The organism is Paenibacillus kribbensis (assembly GCF_001705305.1).
GTDB lineage: Bacteria > Bacillota > Bacilli > Paenibacillales > Paenibacillaceae > Paenibacillus > Paenibacillus kribbensis_B.
Window position 1 is genome coordinate 127,676 of the sequence record NZ_MCBP01000014.1, and the last position, 16,739, is coordinate 144,414.

General features: G+C 45.1%; 17 protein-coding genes. 4 read left to right on the plus strand and 13 right to left on the minus strand.

What is annotated here, in order from left to right; translation table 11 throughout:
- Window position 1 precedes the first annotated feature (1 nt).
- Together BAZ21_RS21905 and BAZ21_RS21910 are read right to left on the minus strand one after the other, a co-directional pair.
- A complete protein-coding gene (locus BAZ21_RS21905; RefSeq protein ID WP_068505043.1) occupies window positions 2-928 on the minus strand; it encodes an ABC transporter ATP-binding protein in 927 nt (308 codons plus the stop codon).
- Between the two features lie 75 nt (window positions 929-1,003).
- Window positions 1,004-1,633: a TetR/AcrR family transcriptional regulator gene (locus BAZ21_RS21910; protein WP_068505044.1), complete on the minus strand. Its 630-nt coding sequence runs from the start codon at window positions 1,631-1,633 to the stop codon at window positions 1,004-1,006.
- Window positions 1,634-1,840: 207 nt separating this feature from the next.
- On the opposite strand from BAZ21_RS21910, the gene BAZ21_RS29125 reads away from it, so the two are divergent.
- Entirely contained in the window at window positions 1,841-1,978 is a 138-nt protein-coding gene (locus BAZ21_RS29125) for a hypothetical protein (protein ID WP_176718194.1), read from the plus strand.
- 57 nt (window positions 1,979-2,035) lie between these two features.
- Here BAZ21_RS29125 and BAZ21_RS21915 read toward each other — a convergent pair whose 3' ends face one another.
- The 6 genes from BAZ21_RS21915 to BAZ21_RS21940 all read right to left on the minus strand — a co-directional run bounded on the left by BAZ21_RS21915 (window position 2,036) and on the right by BAZ21_RS21940 (window position 7,100).
- On the minus strand, window positions 2,036-3,043 hold the full coding sequence (locus BAZ21_RS21915; protein ID WP_068505045.1) for an AI-2E family transporter: 1,008 nt from the start codon (window positions 3,041-3,043) through the stop codon (window positions 2,036-2,038).
- 55 nt (window positions 3,044-3,098) lie between these two features.
- Window positions 3,099-3,515 carry a phosphate-starvation-inducible protein PsiE gene (gene psiE / locus BAZ21_RS21920; protein ID WP_084011817.1) on the minus strand — a complete coding sequence of 139 codons (417 nt, stop codon included), beginning with the start codon at window positions 3,513-3,515 and terminating at the stop codon, window positions 3,099-3,101.
- Between the two features lie 87 nt (window positions 3,516-3,602).
- The gene (locus tag BAZ21_RS21925; RefSeq protein ID WP_007428692.1) at window positions 3,603-4,097 is read right to left on the minus strand and encodes a DedA family protein; all 495 of its coding nucleotides are present in this window, start codon (window positions 4,095-4,097) and stop codon (window positions 3,603-3,605) included.
- A gap of 7 nt (window positions 4,098-4,104) precedes the next feature.
- Window positions 4,105-4,629, minus strand: a complete 525-nt coding sequence (gene pssA / locus BAZ21_RS21930) for a CDP-diacylglycerol--serine O-phosphatidyltransferase (protein ID WP_068505046.1) — start codon at window positions 4,627-4,629, stop codon at window positions 4,105-4,107.
- A gap of 24 nt (window positions 4,630-4,653) precedes the next feature.
- Window positions 4,654-6,423 (minus strand): sensor histidine kinase, encoded by a 1,770-nt coding sequence (locus tag BAZ21_RS21935; protein WP_068505047.1) that lies wholly within the window; start codon window positions 6,421-6,423, stop codon window positions 4,654-4,656.
- Window positions 6,420-7,100, minus strand: coding sequence for a response regulator transcription factor (locus tag BAZ21_RS21940; protein WP_068505048.1), 681 nt, complete (start codon window positions 7,098-7,100; stop codon window positions 6,420-6,422). Before BAZ21_RS21940 ends, BAZ21_RS21935 begins: the two co-directional genes overlap by 4 nt.
- 207 nt (window positions 7,101-7,307) lie before the next feature.
- On the opposite strand from BAZ21_RS21940, the gene BAZ21_RS21945 reads away from it, so the two are divergent.
- Window positions 7,308-8,651, plus strand: a complete 1,344-nt coding sequence (locus BAZ21_RS21945; protein WP_068505049.1) for a glycoside hydrolase family 30 protein — start codon at window positions 7,308-7,310, stop codon at window positions 8,649-8,651.
- Between the two features lie 150 nt (window positions 8,652-8,801).
- On the plus strand, window positions 8,802-9,191 hold the full coding sequence (locus BAZ21_RS21950) for a winged helix-turn-helix transcriptional regulator (protein ID WP_068505050.1): 390 nt from the start codon (window positions 8,802-8,804) through the stop codon (window positions 9,189-9,191).
- Window positions 9,192-9,700: 509 nt separating this feature from the next.
- On the opposite strand, the gene BAZ21_RS29130 is transcribed toward BAZ21_RS21950, so the two are convergent.
- Both BAZ21_RS29130 and BAZ21_RS21960 read right to left on the minus strand, forming a co-directional pair.
- Complete coding sequence (locus tag BAZ21_RS29130) at window positions 9,701-11,119, minus strand: helix-turn-helix domain-containing protein (RefSeq protein ID WP_068505051.1); 1,419 nt, start codon at window positions 11,117-11,119, stop codon at window positions 9,701-9,703.
- Window positions 11,120-11,362: 243 nt separating this feature from the next.
- Entirely contained in the window at window positions 11,363-11,854 is a 492-nt protein-coding gene (locus BAZ21_RS21960) for a phenolic acid decarboxylase (RefSeq protein ID WP_068505052.1), read from the minus strand.
- Window positions 11,855-12,013: 159 nt separating this feature from the next.
- Here BAZ21_RS21960 and BAZ21_RS21965 point away from each other — a divergent pair, with 159 nt between their 5' ends.
- On the plus strand, window positions 12,014-12,562 hold the full coding sequence (locus BAZ21_RS21965) for a PadR family transcriptional regulator (protein ID WP_084011819.1): 549 nt from the start codon (window positions 12,014-12,016) through the stop codon (window positions 12,560-12,562).
- An 89-nt stretch (window positions 12,563-12,651) separates the two neighbouring features.
- Here the strand turns inward: BAZ21_RS21965 and BAZ21_RS21970 are convergent, their stop codons facing one another.
- From BAZ21_RS21970 to BAZ21_RS21980, 3 genes are read right to left on the minus strand one after another with little or no spacing between them, the layout of a single operon-like run.
- Entirely contained in the window at window positions 12,652-13,851 is a 1,200-nt protein-coding gene (locus tag BAZ21_RS21970; RefSeq protein WP_068505053.1) for a Ger(x)C family spore germination protein, read from the minus strand.
- Complete coding sequence (locus BAZ21_RS21975; RefSeq protein ID WP_084011821.1) at window positions 13,848-14,939, minus strand: GerAB/ArcD/ProY family transporter; 1,092 nt, start codon at window positions 14,937-14,939, stop codon at window positions 13,848-13,850. The genes BAZ21_RS21970 and BAZ21_RS21975 overlap by 4 nt, the downstream gene beginning before the upstream one ends.
- A gap of 29 nt (window positions 14,940-14,968) precedes the next feature.
- Entirely contained in the window at window positions 14,969-16,663 is a 1,695-nt protein-coding gene (locus BAZ21_RS21980; RefSeq protein ID WP_068505054.1) for a spore germination protein, read from the minus strand.
- Window positions 16,664-16,739 lie beyond the last annotated feature (76 nt).

Below are 16,739 nucleotides of genomic sequence, written 5' to 3' on the forward strand. Positions count from 1 at the left end.
CTTACTTCAACTCCTTTGACGGATTCGAGCCGACCATGTTAAGAAAATAAGACTCCAACTCCTCTTCCTCAACTCTTAGCAAATAGAGCGGTATATCGGCATCAGCCAGCAGCCTGGAAACGCGCTCCGGATACTGAACAGCTTCATGATCTGACAATTCGAGTATTCCATCCCCGCTTAAACTGACTTCGTAGCCTTCATTCGTCAATCGCTCCCTGGCGAGTTCTGCAGCGCCGCGGACACCGACATACAATCTTTTTCGGCGCAGATTTTCAAACTCAAGTGCTGAAATTTCCTGAAGCAGGACGCCTCTATGAATAATACCGATCCGTGAGGCCAGCTTAGACATTTCCTCCAGGATGTGACTGGATATAAATATGGTGACCCCCTCAGAAGACAGAGATTTTAGCAACTCTCGGATTCCAACAATCCCCGCAGGGTCTAAAGCATTTGTGGGCTCATCCAATATCAAAATTTCCGGGTTATGGATAAGCGCTTTGGCCAATCCCAGCTTTTGCGCATTGCCTAATGACAAATTTTTCGCTTTGGTCTCGGCATAAGTACCCAGATTGACTTTCTCTATGACTGAATCAACCGCATAACGGTCCTTAATGCCACGCATCTTTGCGTACAGCTTTAAATTTTCTCTCACTGTAAAACCTGAATATGCATAGGGCACTTCTACCATATAGCCTACGTGGTTCCACAGGTTCCCCCCCTTCGTTAATTTTTTTCCAAGCAAGTACACCTCTCCTGACGTTGGTTTGATCATGCCAAGCAGTGTACGGATTGTCGTAGTTTTGCCTGCGCCGTTCAATCCAAGAAAGCCATAAATTTCTCCCCTGTTGACCGATAAGGACACATGATCCAAAATGGTTCTTCCGTCATATACCTTCGTTAATCCTTCAGTACGAATCATTTCCCCCATGTTCACAACTCCTAACATAATTTAATTAACCTAACGTTCGTTGAATTAAAAACTCAAAAAAAAGCCGACTTTGTATTAGGTTGACCAAAGACGGACATAAAAATCGGTTATATCATTGATTGTTTCCACTTCCAACGTTCGACCGTCCAGCATTTGCCGAACGATCAGGACCACGGTATGAGACAAAAATTGAGATGCGGCGATCTCGAAATCCAAACTGCGAATCTCCCCTCGCTCATGCTGCCCCGCCAAGAAAGCCGCCATGGCTTCAAAAGGCAAACGAGTTAAAGTATCCAGCGTCTCTTTGTCCTCCTGTTCAAGCAAATTTCGATCCCGTATTAAAATCTGGAAGTACTCTTTATCAAGGATGATTCTTTCCGAAAAACCTTGCATTAAATGGGTCAGAATCGTCTTCAAGGATTCATTTTGGCTAAAGGAAGCTTTGAAAAAGGCAACGAAGTTGGAAATTCTTTCTTCTTGTGCATTTTGCAGAACAGCCCTTAATATTTCCAGCTTGCCCCCGGGAAAATAATGATAGGTCAATGCTTCCGTCATGCCGATTGCTTTATTTAACTCTCTCATTGATGTGGCATGATAACCTTTATCTGCAAACAATTGCTTGGCGATTTTTAAAATCTGCTTTTTCCGCTCCGCAGCCTGAAGATCACGGCTAGTCATTTTTTTTGTTTTCTGTTTTTGATCCATCCTAGCCTCCCTCTTACATTTAACTTAACAATCGTTAAGTCAATACTAATAATATGGTTCCCCTATGTCAAGGATAAATTTATTTCCGGGCAATAGCTGCAGATTATTCTGTGCAATTCAAGAACCTACATCTCACATAGGATAGATAATGCTATCCGTAATTTGAATCAAAAATGATGTTACCAGGCCATAGAGGCACGGAAGCAGTTGGTATATGGAAGATCGCCCTGGGGAACGATTATCGAGTTGATCAGCTACCCTGACGGTATTCGTTATCCGCAAGAAAGCGAAGCGTTCCGTCCGACACTCCTGAATGACGCCAGGCGTCGATATCTCCGTAAATAAGATAATAAAAAATGCCTACGGCTTCGCAGGCATTCGTAATGAATCTGTAGTGTTGGATCAGGTATCCTTCTCTTGTTTGCGTTGTACGCCAATCAGATCGAGGAAGAAAACAAACAGTGGAATACCCACAATCAGGCCCCAAATCCCGATCAAATGTTCAGAGAAAATCAATACGACGAAGGTAAAAAAGATCGGCAAATTGGTTTTGGATGACATCAGCTTCGGATTCAGGAAATAGGCTTCAATCGCATGAATAACTACGATGAGAATAACCAGATAAATCACATAATTGATTCCCCCGACGCTAAAAGCAATCAGACCGAGCGGTATCAGGGAGATGAATACACCCGCCACCGGGACTAATCCCAACAAGAATATAATGAGCGCGAGGCCGAGCAGATTAGGAAAACCCATAATCCAAAGAGCGGTCGTGGTCAATATACAGTTGATGAGCGAAATCAGTAGTTGGGCTTCCAGTACCTTTCCGAATGTGTCCAGAAACATGCGGCCAAAATGACCCACTTCCTTGAAAAACCAGCCCAGCTTACTGTCCACAAACGTAGCTGTAAAGCGTGTAATATAGGATTTTTCCATCAGGAAAAACAAGCTCAAAATAATCGACACCAACAGTTGTGTTCCCAATTGACTGATTTTCATGACTGCATTCCAGCCAGGCTCAAATAGCCGCTGAACATTCAGGGTATCCATAAATTCAATAATCGTCTCGTTCCATTGATTACGGTCAGGATACATATACGCCTGATGAATCATGAAATACACCTGCTTGACCTGTACGCTGATTAGCGGTACCATGCGGTATACTCCCCACACGATAATCAGGATCAGCAGCCCGTAAACCAGCAGCAGCACAATCATTGGCGGTACATTGGCGAACCGCTTGATCAGCTTGTTCACTCCGTTATATATGCTGCCAATCAGGATCGTAAGCAGCAACGTTAACAAAATAATGTTCATCATGCTTCTCAACATGAACAATAGCAAAATGATTATCGCAAGCACAGCTGCCCGCCTGACGCCCGTATGATTCATCCAGTTTCTTACCATTCGTCTTTATTCCCTCTCTCCTGCTTGACTGTCAATCTTGTCATTTGCTCCAGCATCAGCTTTCTCTTTTTAACAATTTACTGTTAGCGATCAATAGAGAACCTACCATGACCAGAATTGCAATGGACCACCAAAATGTATTTTTAGCATCATCATGATCTACTATAATGAGCCTGATGACAGCCGTAATCCCGATATAGATAAAATACCGTAGGGGAAAATGAAAATTGGTTTTAAAGTACTTAACAATTAGTGCAATGAACTCAAAATACAAGAAGAACACAAGCAATTCTTCCGTGAATTCATAGTAATTTTTGTCGGCCTCCGTGTACAAGAAAACATAAGAGAAAATGGACCAGGTTTCTTTCAGGAGTAAGAAGCTTAAAATCAGCCCGACCAGAAACAACGAGATGTTCAGGATCATTTGCAGAAAACCAGGCAACTTCTCAATATACTTCATTACAACATTCAATATAGATCCCCTCACTGGCTGTACAAGTTCTTTAATTATATTATCGTTGGAATACGTGAAAAATGCTACATTACTTTAGGTATAACCTTACTGAAAGTTTATATTCGCCCCGGCAATATAACCAATCGAGATAAAGATAAGCGTCCATACCAGAGAACCTGCGCTTGCCACCAGTATATATTTTCGAGCAGGCATGGCACTAATCCCCGACAAGTAGCTTGTCACATGCCTGACTCCCGGAATAAAATAACCGAACAGAATCGTCCATAGCCCAAAGCGTGCAAACCACCCCTTCACCTTTGCAAACCGCTTCGGTGTCAGCCCGACCCACTTGCCGTGCTTATCGACCAACGGCTGCCCCAACTTTTTGCCAAGCGTGTAGCTGATCATCATCCCTGTCATCGCACCGATAAAGCTGACCAGTACTGACATTGAATAGTTCAGTACCATGATGGAAGATAAATAGCCTACAAATACCATAATAATTTCATCCGGAACCGGCAGGCCGATAATCCCAAGAGCAAGAAGCGCAAAAATAGCGATATATCCGTATTGATTAATGATACTCATGGCCCATTCCATAGGGACGTTACCTCCTGCTCAGTAATTTCTTGAAGGACGGGAACGGAATACGGCTGACCATCAGGAGCGATAGCACTACCATTAGCGTGAGCAGCAGCCCCGACTTCAAATGCTCACTCCACAGAAACATAAAGGACACAATCACACCCGCAGCTGTAATCGGCATGCCTACAAAACCTGTGCTAAAAGCCATCAGATTGAATCTTGCCAATCTTACCGCACCACATATCACAAACAAAACAGCCACGGCCGGCCCTACCCAATGGGTATCTCCCAGTTTGTACAGCAAGAGCAAGAAGGCAGGTGCAACACCAAATGAGACCACATCCGCCAGCGAGTCGAGCTGCTTGCCAAAATCACTGGAGCAGTGCAGCAGCCTTGCCAGCAAACCATCCAGTACATCCCATAAAGCAGCCACCACCACGAGGGTAAAGGCGGTCATATATTGCTCATGAATTGTGAAGTACAGGGATAAGACCCCTGCCCCCAGGTTTGCAAGCGTGCAAAGTGAGGGCAACCAATTCCATTTCATATTACTTAACTCCTTTGCTATAGCCTAGCCTCCGAATATAACGACAAAACGAACGCCATTCTTGGTATTCTCCGCCTGATAGCGGAATTCGTGCAAATCCAGAATTCGTTTGACAATGGACAACCCGAGTCCTGTCCCACCCGTTTGGCGGCTGCGTGACAGTTCGGCCCGGTAAAACCGATCCCATATCTGATCCAGCTGATCTTCAGGAATCGTCTCTCCTTTATTTTCAATGGAAAAAGTATTGATTTCTCCAGTGCCTTCGATACGGATTGTAATCGAACTTCCTTCCTCAGCGTGCCGGATGGCATTGACGATGAAATTGATCATCACCTGTTCCATCCATCCTGCATCGGCATGAATCGGCAGCTCATTGGCAGGAATAATGACTGCTTCCAGTCTCTTTTCCTTCAACAGATGGAATAGCTTGTCCACGACTTCCTCTACCAGCTCACTTAATATAAAGGTCGTCTTGCGAAGCTTGAGGGTGCCGGATTCCAGCTTGGCCAGATCCAGCATATCCTTGACCAGCCGTTCCATTTTGTCCGCTTCCTCTACAATAACCTTAATGTAATGGTCCTGCTTTCCGGCGCTAACCCCATCCTGCAGTCCCTCGGCGAAGCCTTTAATAATGCTCAGCGGGGTCTTCAGCTCATGAGAAGCGTTGGCAAAAAAATCCTGCTGTACTGCCTCCATCCTTTGCTTCTGCTCCATGTCTTCGACCAATTGCTGATTGGCCTCCTGAAGCTCGCGCAAAGCGGAATCCAGATTCTGGGAGAGGGTATACATGCTGTAGGAAAGACTGCCCAACTCATCATTTTGCCGGATCGGTGTATGGGCTGTAAAATCGAGTTTGGCCATCCGCTTGGCGGTATTGTTCAAGGCAATCAGCGGACGTGTCACCATTCGGGAATAGAACAGGGACAACATCAAAATCAGCGCAAATCCCCCGATACCCAGATATAAATAAAACCAACGCAGGGCTTCATTCGTCTCACTGATTTCCTGTAACGATGTCACTGTGAACAGCAGATCGATTTCTCCCGTACGCTGACGTACAGGGTGGACGATGACCGCACTACGTACGCCCGTCCAAGGCTCTGTCCATTCTTCCTCCAGCACTTCGAATTTCTTGAGCTTCTCCAGATGTGCCTGCGATAAAGGAAACCATTCCTCCAACGCACCAAACAGCAATCCTTGTCGACCGCTTAATGTTTTCAAATCAGGCATTACAATTTCCGTCACTGTGCCAGTCCATTTGACGCTGCTTTCTGTGCCTGTCTCGTTCAAAGCAGCTCCTATATTTTTGAAGCCAGGCTTCTGAATAGAGACAGGAAATATCACATTGGCAGAGGAAACCCCATCACTTTCCAGGATTTCACCTTCAACGGTTATTGTATCACCTGGCTGAATCCGGGAAGCTCTCAGTTCATCTCCGTACTGGCCTATAAACAGAGACAGCGATATCTTAACGATCTTACCATCTGCTTTTCTGAGACTGATATGAAACGGATCATCCAGCTTGACTTTGCCGTCCAGCGTTACAATCGCCAGCTGATTCTTGTTTTGAAGCATAAAACGAGCCGCCTCGCGCGAAACTCTGCCTGATCCCCACGCCTCCTTGACATAGCTCTGACCGAAGCTTTGCAAACGACTTTCCACCCGGCCAATCTTCTGCTGCTGATAAAAATTTTCAAAAAACAGCAATTGGCACAAAATCACCATCCCGTAAAAACACAGGAAAAATGCAACGGTCATAATGAACAACTTAAAGGTTACTCCCCGCTTGTTCATTCTTCCTCCTCAAACCTGTAGCCTGTACCAAAAACCGTACGGATATGGCGTGATTCACGGCCCAGCTTGCTTCTCAGCTTTTTGATATGTGTATCAACGACCCGTGTGTCTCCTTCAAAGTCAATGCCCCACACTCGGTTCAGTATCGCATCCCGTGAAATGACCATGCCTTTATTATGTATAAGCAGCCGCAGCAACTCATACTCCTTGGGTGTCAGCTCGACTTCTGCCTGATCCACCTCAAGCCGATGAGCCATCGTGTTGAGAATGGCACTGCCGAATCGCAATATATGCGACTCTGGCTGCACATGTCCCTCTACCCGTTTCATCAGTGCATTCGCACGGGCAATCAGTACTTTAGGGCTGAAAGGCTTGGTAACATAGTCATCCGCTCCCAGCTCAAAGCCTAATATTTTATCATCATCGCCGGATTTGGCTGTCAGCAAAATAATCGGCACTCCTGAACGGCTGCGTACCTGACGGCACACCTCCCAACCATCCAATTCCGGCATCATAATATCGAGTACGATCAGATCCGGCTGCACCGAATCAAACCAGACTAGCGCATCCTTTCCATTGCCTGCTTCATAGACTTCCCATTTATTCTGTTTAAAATAATCCGCAATCACTTCACGAATACGTATTTCATCCTCGACGAGAAGAACTCTTTTATTCAATCGACTTCCCTCTTTCGGTCATTCTATGACAACAGCATACCGAAGACATGTGTTCTTTATGTGTCCTTGGCGCTTCTTATCAACAAAAATCTTCTCAGATTCCACCTTGGATTAGGGCAAATTTGTCTTGGCTCAGACCATCTCTTCTCCTTTGATCCTACCCTATAATAAAAAGAGATACAAAAAGCTTGAACAGGAGGGCAATACATGAGCAATCAAACCATTCAGTGGTTCTCCACTTCCAAGACCCAGGCTTGGCAATCCCAAGCTCATAACCTCACCCAAACACAAGAGCAGGCAAACCTGACCATTACAGAAGAAATGCATCAGCTTGTCGAAGGCTTTGGCGGCTGTTTTAATGAACTGGGGTATGTGGCCCTGAACCACTTGGAAAGTGCCGAACGTGAGCAGGTGCTGCATTCCCTCTTTCACCCGGAGGGCGAGCACAAATTCACGATTTGCCGGCTGCCCATTGGCGCCAGTGACTACGCGCTGGAGTGGTACAGTCACAATGAAACAGACGGCGACGTGGAGATGAAGCACTTTTCCATTGAACGCGATCAGCAATATCTCATTCCTTACATTAGAGAAGCGCTGAAACTCAATCCGGACTTGAAGCTGTTCGCTTCCCCCTGGAGCCCGCCGACATGGATGAAATCACCCAAGGCCTACAATTTTGGTACGCTACGCTGGGAAAAGGATGTTTTGAAAGCGTATGCATTATATTTTGTCAAATTTGTTCAGGCATACCGTGAAGAAGGAATTACTATCCATCAGATTCATGTTCAAAATGAGGTCATTGCCGATCAAAAGTTCCCTTCCTGTGTGTGGACGGGAGAGCAGCTGCGTGAATTTATTCGCGACTATTTGGGCCCTGCTTTTGAAGAACACGGACTGGGTACGGAAATATGGCTCGGTACCATTAATGCTCCCGATCCGTGGGAGGAATTAACGAAAAAGATTTCTACCGGATTCGACGAGTATGCCCATACCGTGCTGAGTGACCCGGAAGCCTACAAATATATTAAAGGCGTGGGCTATCAATGGGCAGGCAAAAATGCCATTCAACGCACCGTTGCCAGTTATCCCGAGCTTCGTTACATGCAGACCGAAAATGAATGCGGAAACGGGGAAAATTCATGGGACTACGCTAAATATGTATACAACTTGTACCAGCATTACTTCACGAACGGTGTGAATGCTTATATTTACTGGAATATGGTTTTGGAGCCGAAGGGCAAGAGCACATGGGGCTGGGAGCAAAATTCGATGATTACCGTCGATCCAGCGGATCGAAAACCTGCCCAGAACCCGGAATATTACGTCATGAAGCATTTTTCTCATTTTGTATTACCGGGGGCCAGACGCATTGGACTGCGCGGATCATGGACTGGAAATGCCGTTGCTTTCCAAAATACGGACGGACAAAAGGTGCTGGTCATCGCCAATCCGTTCCACGAATCGCGCGCGCTGAATCTGTCTGTGGGAGAAACAACGCACCATTTGGAGCTGGAGCCGGAGTCATTTAATACCATCGTTATTCCTTCTTAACCGTCACAGCTCCTGGAGGTAAAATCATCACGCTTCACTGTCCGGTCGATTCGTATCCAAACGTATGCTTAGTTTCCAAAATGGATGTATCTCCTTTTGCGTAGAGTAGCTATAAATAGTATACTTGGAATCACTACGGATAGGAGGGTGATGAACATCACTACTGTAAAAGACCGGATTGATTTGAAGCTGATTAATTGTGATAAGGAATTGACCCTCGCGGTCATCGGCGGAAAATGGAAGCTGATTATTTTGTGGCATCTCGGAATGGAAGGCACCAAGAGGTTCGGTGAATTGAAGAAGCTGATCCCTCATATTACACAAAAAATGCTGACCAATCAGTTGCGCGAGCTGGAGGAAGATAAGCTGATCCTTCGCAAAGTTTATCCTGTTGTCCCTCCGCATGTGGAATACTCATTGACCGAGCATGGCGAGAGCCTGATTCCGGTACTGAAAGCCATGTACGACTGGGGACAGAATTATCGCGAGAACGTGATTTGGAAAGAAGAAGGGGCTGTTCAGGACGTTACACCCGTGTAATTAGCTTTATCTTCTTTCAACCTCTAGTGGATACAAAAAGAACCTCTGCGCCACTTTATTTGTGGAAACGGAGGTTCTTTAGCATAGAATTTGGGATTCCTATATAAACTGCACCTAAAGTTACTTCTGGTGCCACTCCGCAGACGGATGGTGCTTCCCATCGCCACCGCCCCCGGATTTCTTGAATTAAGCCTATGAACAGGGGAGAAATCCGGGGACAAAAGCGACCGCTTCGCTTGTACAGCACCATTCCGCCTACTCCGTTTTTGTGTTTCATTCTCCAGTTCTACTTAATATTTATACGAACTTAAGAGTTCCAATAACGCTAGTACGCTCCGTACTCGTTCGATTCCTTTTATTAGCAGTAGAAAAAATCCCGCTAATCTTAAATGGTTGGTCGGGATTTCTCTTGTTCCTTTCGGTTTTAAGAGCCACCAATTTGTACTTGAGGTTGAATGCCCTGATCATGATTATTAGACTGCACAGGTACAGTTATAATAAACAAAAAGCTAGTCGCGGCGATTAGCAGTACCATTTTTTTTAACATTGTTTAACCACACCTTTTCAATAAGTTTCGAAAACTCTAACTTTGTTTCATCCACAGCGTAGGCTTTAAAATGTTCAAATAACCCCATACAGTTTATAAAATAAGTTTCGTTATTTAATACAATCGTCTTTAGTGTCGCAGACTTCAAATGTTTAAAGCCAGTACTATGCATCCCTTTATATAAATAGTAATAGGCCAACTCATAACCAAAATATGCAAGATAATTCGGTAAGACCTGTTGAGTGTACATATCGGTAGGTGCTGGTAATTGAGCAAAGGAATTAATGTCTTCTTCAAATTGTAAGAGTACATCATCGACATCTATTGTATATCGGTTAGCGGCTATCATAACGTTCAACAGCTTTGAGAGCTTTTCGTTTTCGTCAGTGATTGATGTAGCTGTAATATATTCAACATAATTTGGGAGCACACTTGTATCTCCAGAATGAAGTTTATTTACATAGGTATTACCTTCTGCCCAATGTTGATACAAGCTAACCCAATATTGAGTATCCTCGTCCGTCTCTATGACCCAATCTAAATCGGCGTAGGCGTATGTAAACTGTAATGCCTGCTCATAATCGCCTTGGGCTTCACAGACACTGGCACACAATAGATCAGCATAGGTGATGTACACAAACATGGGACGACTCAGCTTCTTAGCAGGCTCCTCACGATTCCTCTTCTTCTGCTGATGTTTTATAGAATATTGAATTTCCGCCTTAGCTCTCATTTTTCGAGCCGTTTCATAAAGCATGTCCCATTCTTGCAAAGAACGATATACGTTCGCCAAATCTTTTAACGCATCTAGCTGTTCTATCTCATCCAGACGTTCGACAAAAGGTTCAAATCGGTTGGCTGCCTTGAGATTCCGGTTTTGATCGTCCCCAACCTGAATCGTGAACATTCGATACTGACAGATGGCCAAACGTTCAGAGTGCTGGTACTTTTCTGCTTCCGCAACCCCCTCATAGAGCAACAACGCGGCAGCATGTCGACCTTGTGCGAATAATGTTTCTGCCATATCAAACAGCTTCGGGGAATAGAGCAGGTTATCCATAATATTCCCAACTATACGCTGAATCGCTTCCAGCTTGTCCAATTCCACACAGCGAAACAATACCGGTTCAATCCGCCGCCAATCCGAGGAACGTTCGATGATGTAATGTTCTATGTATCGGTCGTAATAATAGCCCTCTGGTAATTCCATTGCAAATGTAATTCGATCCAACTGGTGTATAGCAACTGGACGATGCTTAAGAATCCAATTATTGAGTGTTCTTTGGTGAACACCAGAATTCTCTGCAAATTGGGCCAGCGTTAAGCCATTTTGCTGCAAATAATCCTCCAGCTCCGCTAAAATCGTAGGTGTATGTTTCAAGGCATAACCACCCTTCGCACAAAAAAACCAAACTTTATAATTCCACCTCAATTTTCCTCCAAATATTAACATGCGTCAATAGTCTTTTTCTCAATATTCACATAATCAACATATAGAACCAGAGCATTGGAAAAATCGGTGGTTGCTCACTCAATTTATATGAACTTCAACCGTTAGCACAAAAAAGCCTGAGACTGTTCATGACAGGCTCAGGCTTTACACTTCAATCACTCCATGGCTTGGTCAGGCTTGCAGCTTACCTGCACGAATATCATCCGTCATGCCCGCGTAAGGCGCTTGGGAAATCAATTGCTCGTTGTTCACACCCGCATTTTCAATGAAGGTAATGTCTGCAAATTCAGGGACTACATACTTCGGATAGGTTTCGTACTTTTCACGCGATTCTTCCATCAGTGGAATAAAATCGTTTTGATAGCGTACAGTGATCTCTGGATGCTCATGAACCCATTTAGGGAAGAAAATAATACCGTGCATGCGTTTCTCCTCAGGCATAAAGTTTAGAGAAACGTCCGTGCCGGTCGGTTCGGTCCACGATACTTTGTACACATTCTCCACTAATTTCACCAAATCCACCTTCTGGTCACGTACCCAGCGCCCGCCTACCATACCACTATGAATGCGGTAATCAATCGTATCCTCATTTTTAATATATATTTCGTATTCCCAGCCGTTCTCATAGGTGTAGATCATGTGACTACCAATAAACTTGTCCATCGTACATCCTTCTTTCCTTATTATGATTTTATGAATTGAATGGGACATGAAAATAAAAAGTAATTCAAAACATGTAAATATAAACATGTTTTATTTTACATTCAAATTGTAGCACTGTGATATACTAGTGTCAAATACCCCACGGCGAGGAGAGCTACGTTGAAACGTATATTGAAATATGCCATTTTGGGCCTGGTCGATAAACAGGAAATGAGCGGCTACGATATTACAAGCCAATTCAAGCAGGAAATCGGACAATTTTGGAGCGCCAAGCACAGTCAGATTTATCCTGAGCTCAAAAGGCTAACCGAAGAAGAGTTAATTGAATATCGTACCTCCATTACAGGAGCCAAGCTGGAAAAAAAGCTGTACTGCATCACACCCAAGGGAACCCAAGAGCTGATTAAGTGGCTGTTGAGTCCCAAAGAGTTGCCGGAAACGGAAAAGGATGAGTTTATGCTCATGCTGTATTTCTCAGCCGCCATCCCCAAGGAAGAGAACAAGCGGCTGTTCGAGGATCAGATCGCCAAACGTAAAGAGAAGCTGGGCTATTTATACGAAAGCAAAAAATCCCTCCAACTGCTGGACGAAAACCTTCAATCTCCCGGCTCTCAGCAATTTGGGCATTATCTGGTGCTGAGTCGTGCCATCAATCGAGAAGAAAGCTATATTAGGTGGCTGGAAGAAACGCTGTCCCTGTTTGAGTAGCCTTTGAAACGCAAAAAAGCCATTTCAGCCAAACAGGTTTGTACCCTGTCAATGAAATGGCTGCTTTCAATATATGTAAATCTGATATGTCAATCTGCCGTCGTATTGGAAGCTCCGTAATCCTCAATGTGAAGATCCGTACTGAATTGTACCGGAATCGCGCTAAAGGTCTTATCCCAATCATCTTTGACCTTTTTCCATACTTTAGGATGCTGAATCCGCAGGGCGTCTCCGAAACCTCCGACATCTGCACGCAGCGTATGCATTTTCGCTACGGTTTGTTCCGCTAATGAGTTGACTTTCTCCTGAAAGATACTCTCTTCTCGTCCGAGCAGCCGGTTGTTGCCCAAATCTTCATTCGGACTAAAGTTTTCCGAAATACGCCCCTCTGAAGTCATTCTCACGCGGAAAGATATGTCATTTCCCTGAACGATGGCTTTGATGCTGCTTTTTACCGATTTGATCTCATATGCCATATTTTTACTCGTTTTGGGATCAATAGTTTTCACAAGACCTCCTTTCAGTTCACCTTTGATCCACATGAGCCCTTCCACCTCAGACTCATTCAGAAAACCGCCGTATGTTTGCGTCTTTCCCTTGATAATTCCCGCACCCGCCTGCTTGATTTCCCTCTCCGCCGTAATGACATTAGGCAGTAAAAAACTCCTATCCGCTTTCATGGGTCCGATCACGTTAACCAATGCCATAGGCTTTAACAGCCGTGAATTCCGTTTACGGTTTACGAATATATCCTTCAATACAAAGGCCGGGGTCTGACCGGGGATTTTCTCCTGAAGTGCATCACCTGCCTTGCCCGTACTAATCAGCAAATGAACGCTGGGACGGATGTCATTATCCCCCAAAAAAAAGTCCAGCAACTCATACAACGGAACCTTACGAAGCAGACTGGAGCTGATAACGACCGTCTTCAAATGAAATCCGATCGGAGGACGATTGGACCGTAACGAAATTTCCCTCAGCATCTCAAAGACGGAATCACCGGTTTCCGTAACGTTGTAAAATTTTTTAGTTTGCGAAGGAGGGCCTCCGGAACTTTTGCTTTCCTCTGGCACGATAAATTGAAAGGTTCCTTTAATTAAGTCTTTCTTCGGATAATTCCCTCCTTTCTCATTGATTTGCTCCTCTTGCGGAGATTGCTCCGCCACATCCAGAGCAATTCCTGCCTCCAGATTTAAATCCTCGACCGGAGAGCTGCTCCAGCAGCCCGAAAGTGTAATGCATATCAAGAAAGCCGCCATACCGAGCAATCCTGAGCGGACTCTCTTCATGACCGTACCCTCCTCCAGTGAGAAATAAGCAACAGCGGCAGCGGCAGCAATGCGAATAAAATTAAGGCTGCATTCCCGATGACCGTTCCAAAGGAAAATAACTCATTCAGGTTTTTGGGAATTTGGGAGAGGAGGTAAACGGCCGGAAGCAAAATAAACAGGATTTTGGCATTAGAGGCATTCAACATTTGAGTAATTCCGAGCGAAGCACAGTAAAGAGCGATACTGAATGTGGCAAAAATTTGCATGATCCAGATCGACAGCAACAGGGATTCGAACCGTTCCAGCACCAGATAGTCTACTTCAAAGCTGCGGGCCAAATCGATAAAAGGCCAGGTTCTGGTCAAAACGCCCTCCACGGAAAAAGCACCAATACACAGGACTACCGCAGCCGTATAAAATAGAACCACGATTCCAATGCCCACGCCGAGTGCCCTCGTTGCTTTCTCCGGTTTTTCCATACGACAAAGCATGATAAGCATACACTCACTTCCCGTAAAAGTAAGTGCTGTAGATTTTAAGGCTTTAAACACAGGCATCACGCCTTCCGAAAAAACGGGACGTAAATAGTTCAATTCAAAAACATTCAATCCCAGCAAACAGATCAATACAAAAATAAACGTAGTAATCGGGATAATGATTTGGCATACTCTACCTATTACGTTGACTCCTCCCAAGCATAGGTACAGAGATATCCACATAAAAGGGGCTGAAATAGCCCACACCGGTGTTCCTTCAAGCAGGAAAAACGACGTTATTTCCTCCACAGACCGGATTTCAAATCCGGCTAAGGCAACAAAATAGATGACTAACAGCATACCAAGCATTTTGCCGACAGCTTTGCCCGTTATGCGCTGAACATACTCATAAAAGGTACTATCTGGAAATCGTTGACTTAGTTTCACCATAATCCATCCGAACAAGAACGTTATGCCGCCCGCTAGAATGACAGATATCCATACATCTGGCGCTTTTGCTGCCTCGGCCGCTACTCTCGGAAGGGTGAGCAACCCGGCGGCCACCATAAAGCAAATCACAATTCCCGTCATTTGCAGCGTTGTAATTTTATCTACTTTTTCTTTTCCCACGAGTCATTCCGCTCCCTCCTGTGTTGAACTCATCCTTGTCGCTTGGGGTCTTTATGCTTCAATAGAATAGGTCTGTTTTTCATAAACTGTAACGGTGCCCGCATGAAGTAATCCTTCCAGTCCTTCAACGAACGGGGAGCCGTCAGACCAAGGAAAGGAACGCCAAAGCTTTTCAGTTTGGCCATATGAATACTCAGCATCAGGAAAAACATGAGCACTCCATACAAACCGAAGATCGCAGCGGTAAACATGACCGCAAAACGAAGAACACGCATGGAAATTCCGGCACTGTATACAGCTGAGGAAAAAGAAGAGATAGCTGTAACGGCTACCACAATGACGAGCACGGGACTTACAATCCCGGCATTGACAGCCGCCTGTCCAATAATAAGACCGCCGACAATGCCCATGGCCGGACCAATGGGTTTAGGCAACCGCAATCCTGCTTCACGCAAAATTTCGATGGAAATTTCCATAATCAGGGCTTCAATGAGCGTGGAAAAGGGGACACCCTGTCTTGCACTGATAATGGAAATGACCAGCTTGGTCGGTATCAATCCGGGATGAAATGATATGAAGGAAATATAAAGAGCCGGCGCGAACAAAGATATCCAGGCTGCTATAAAGCGAAGAAATCGAATAAGCGACCCCGGTATCCATCGTTCATAGTAATCCTCAGGAGACTGGAGCATCATCCCGTATGTTACAGGTACAAGGAGCGCAAAAGGAGTACCGTCCAGGAGAATCGCTACCCGTCCCTCCAGCAAAGCGGCCATGACCCGATCCGGTCTCTCCGTATTTTGAATTTGCAGAAATGGGCTAAGAAAGTTATCCTCGATAAGTTGCTCCACATAGCCCGACTCCAGCACCTCATCCATATCAATGGTTTTTATCCGACGCTTTACCTCATCTACAAGCTCAGGATCAGCGATATCTCTGAAATACACCACCATCAACTGCTTCTCCACTCTTTTACCGACTTTGAAGGACGACATAGCCAGCTCCGTACTTTCCCCATGTCTGCGAAGCATTGCCGTATTGTCGCTGAGTGTCTCCGTAAAACCGACTCGCGGTCCTCGCAGCACCGACTCTGATATGGGATCTTCTACCCCTCGTTTATTCCCCTTGGGTGTGCCCAGCACAAACACGCCCGGTATGCCCTGAATCATGAGGATCACTGAACCGAACAATACCTTTTGCAAAGCATATTGCACATCCAACGTACATTCTGTCTCCGACACAAGTATGACCTGACGAATAATCATATCCCGAAGCGATTCTCCTTTCGGAGGCTCGTCGCCCTCTTGTCCGGATCTGCCCCAATCCATCAGTGGCTTTAAAACGTTCTGGTCCATACCCACCTTGTCCGTTAATCCATCCACAAAAAAAAGAGTACTTGCAGCGTTCAGGTTTTCCAGAAAAATGGAGCGTTCGTTCACGTCTGCCATATCCGTGGCTGCTTGTCTGATTTTTTCCACATTGGCTTGATAATCTTCGGTAAAGGTTTCCCCTTCCTTCTCACTTGCGGACGCATTACGATCTGTATGCTTCGAGCGGTCTTGTTCTTCCATGAGCTTCAAACGCTCCATACGTCTGCTCTCTCGGCCATCCAGTGCTTTAATTTGTCGCACCGTCAAAAAAATAATCAAAGGTACAATGAACAAAAATAAGGCTTCCATCCACACGGTCCAATTGGGGATGTGATTTGCTACTGCCCGCCACATGTTCATTCCTCCTTCACTTCCATCCGATTTGTATATATATTTACCTGGATTAGAAAAAAGATGCATCACTGACAGG

Coding starts and splice junctions, on each gene's coding strand:
- BAZ21_RS21935 (WP_068505047.1), bottom strand. CDS start 6,423: ATGAACAAGCGGGGAGTAACCTTTAAGTTGTTCATTATGACCGTTGCA.
- BAZ21_RS21925 (WP_007428692.1), bottom strand. CDS start 4,097: ATGGAATGGGCCATGAGTATCATTAATCAATACGGATATATCGCTATT.
- pssA (WP_068505046.1), bottom strand. CDS start 4,629: ATGAAATGGAATTGGTTGCCCTCACTTTGCACGCTTGCAAACCTGGGG.
- BAZ21_RS21910 (WP_068505044.1), bottom strand. CDS start 1,633: ATGGATCAAAAACAGAAAACAAAAAAAATGACTAGCCGTGATCTTCAG.
- BAZ21_RS21950 (WP_068505050.1), top strand. CDS start 8,802: ATGAACATCACTACTGTAAAAGACCGGATTGATTTGAAGCTGATTAAT.
- BAZ21_RS21970 (WP_068505053.1), bottom strand. CDS start 13,851: ATGAAGAGAGTCCGCTCAGGATTGCTCGGTATGGCGGCTTTCTTGATA.
- BAZ21_RS21905 (WP_068505043.1), bottom strand. CDS start 928: ATGGGGGAAATGATTCGTACTGAAGGATTAACGAAGGTATATGACGGA.
- BAZ21_RS21915 (WP_068505045.1), bottom strand. CDS start 3,043: ATGGTAAGAAACTGGATGAATCATACGGGCGTCAGGCGGGCAGCTGTG.
- BAZ21_RS21945 (WP_068505049.1), top strand. CDS start 7,308: ATGAGCAATCAAACCATTCAGTGGTTCTCCACTTCCAAGACCCAGGCT.
- BAZ21_RS21960 (WP_068505052.1), bottom strand. CDS start 11,854: ATGGACAAGTTTATTGGTAGTCACATGATCTACACCTATGAGAACGGC.
- BAZ21_RS21980 (WP_068505054.1), bottom strand. CDS start 16,663: ATGTGGCGGGCAGTAGCAAATCACATCCCCAATTGGACCGTGTGGATG.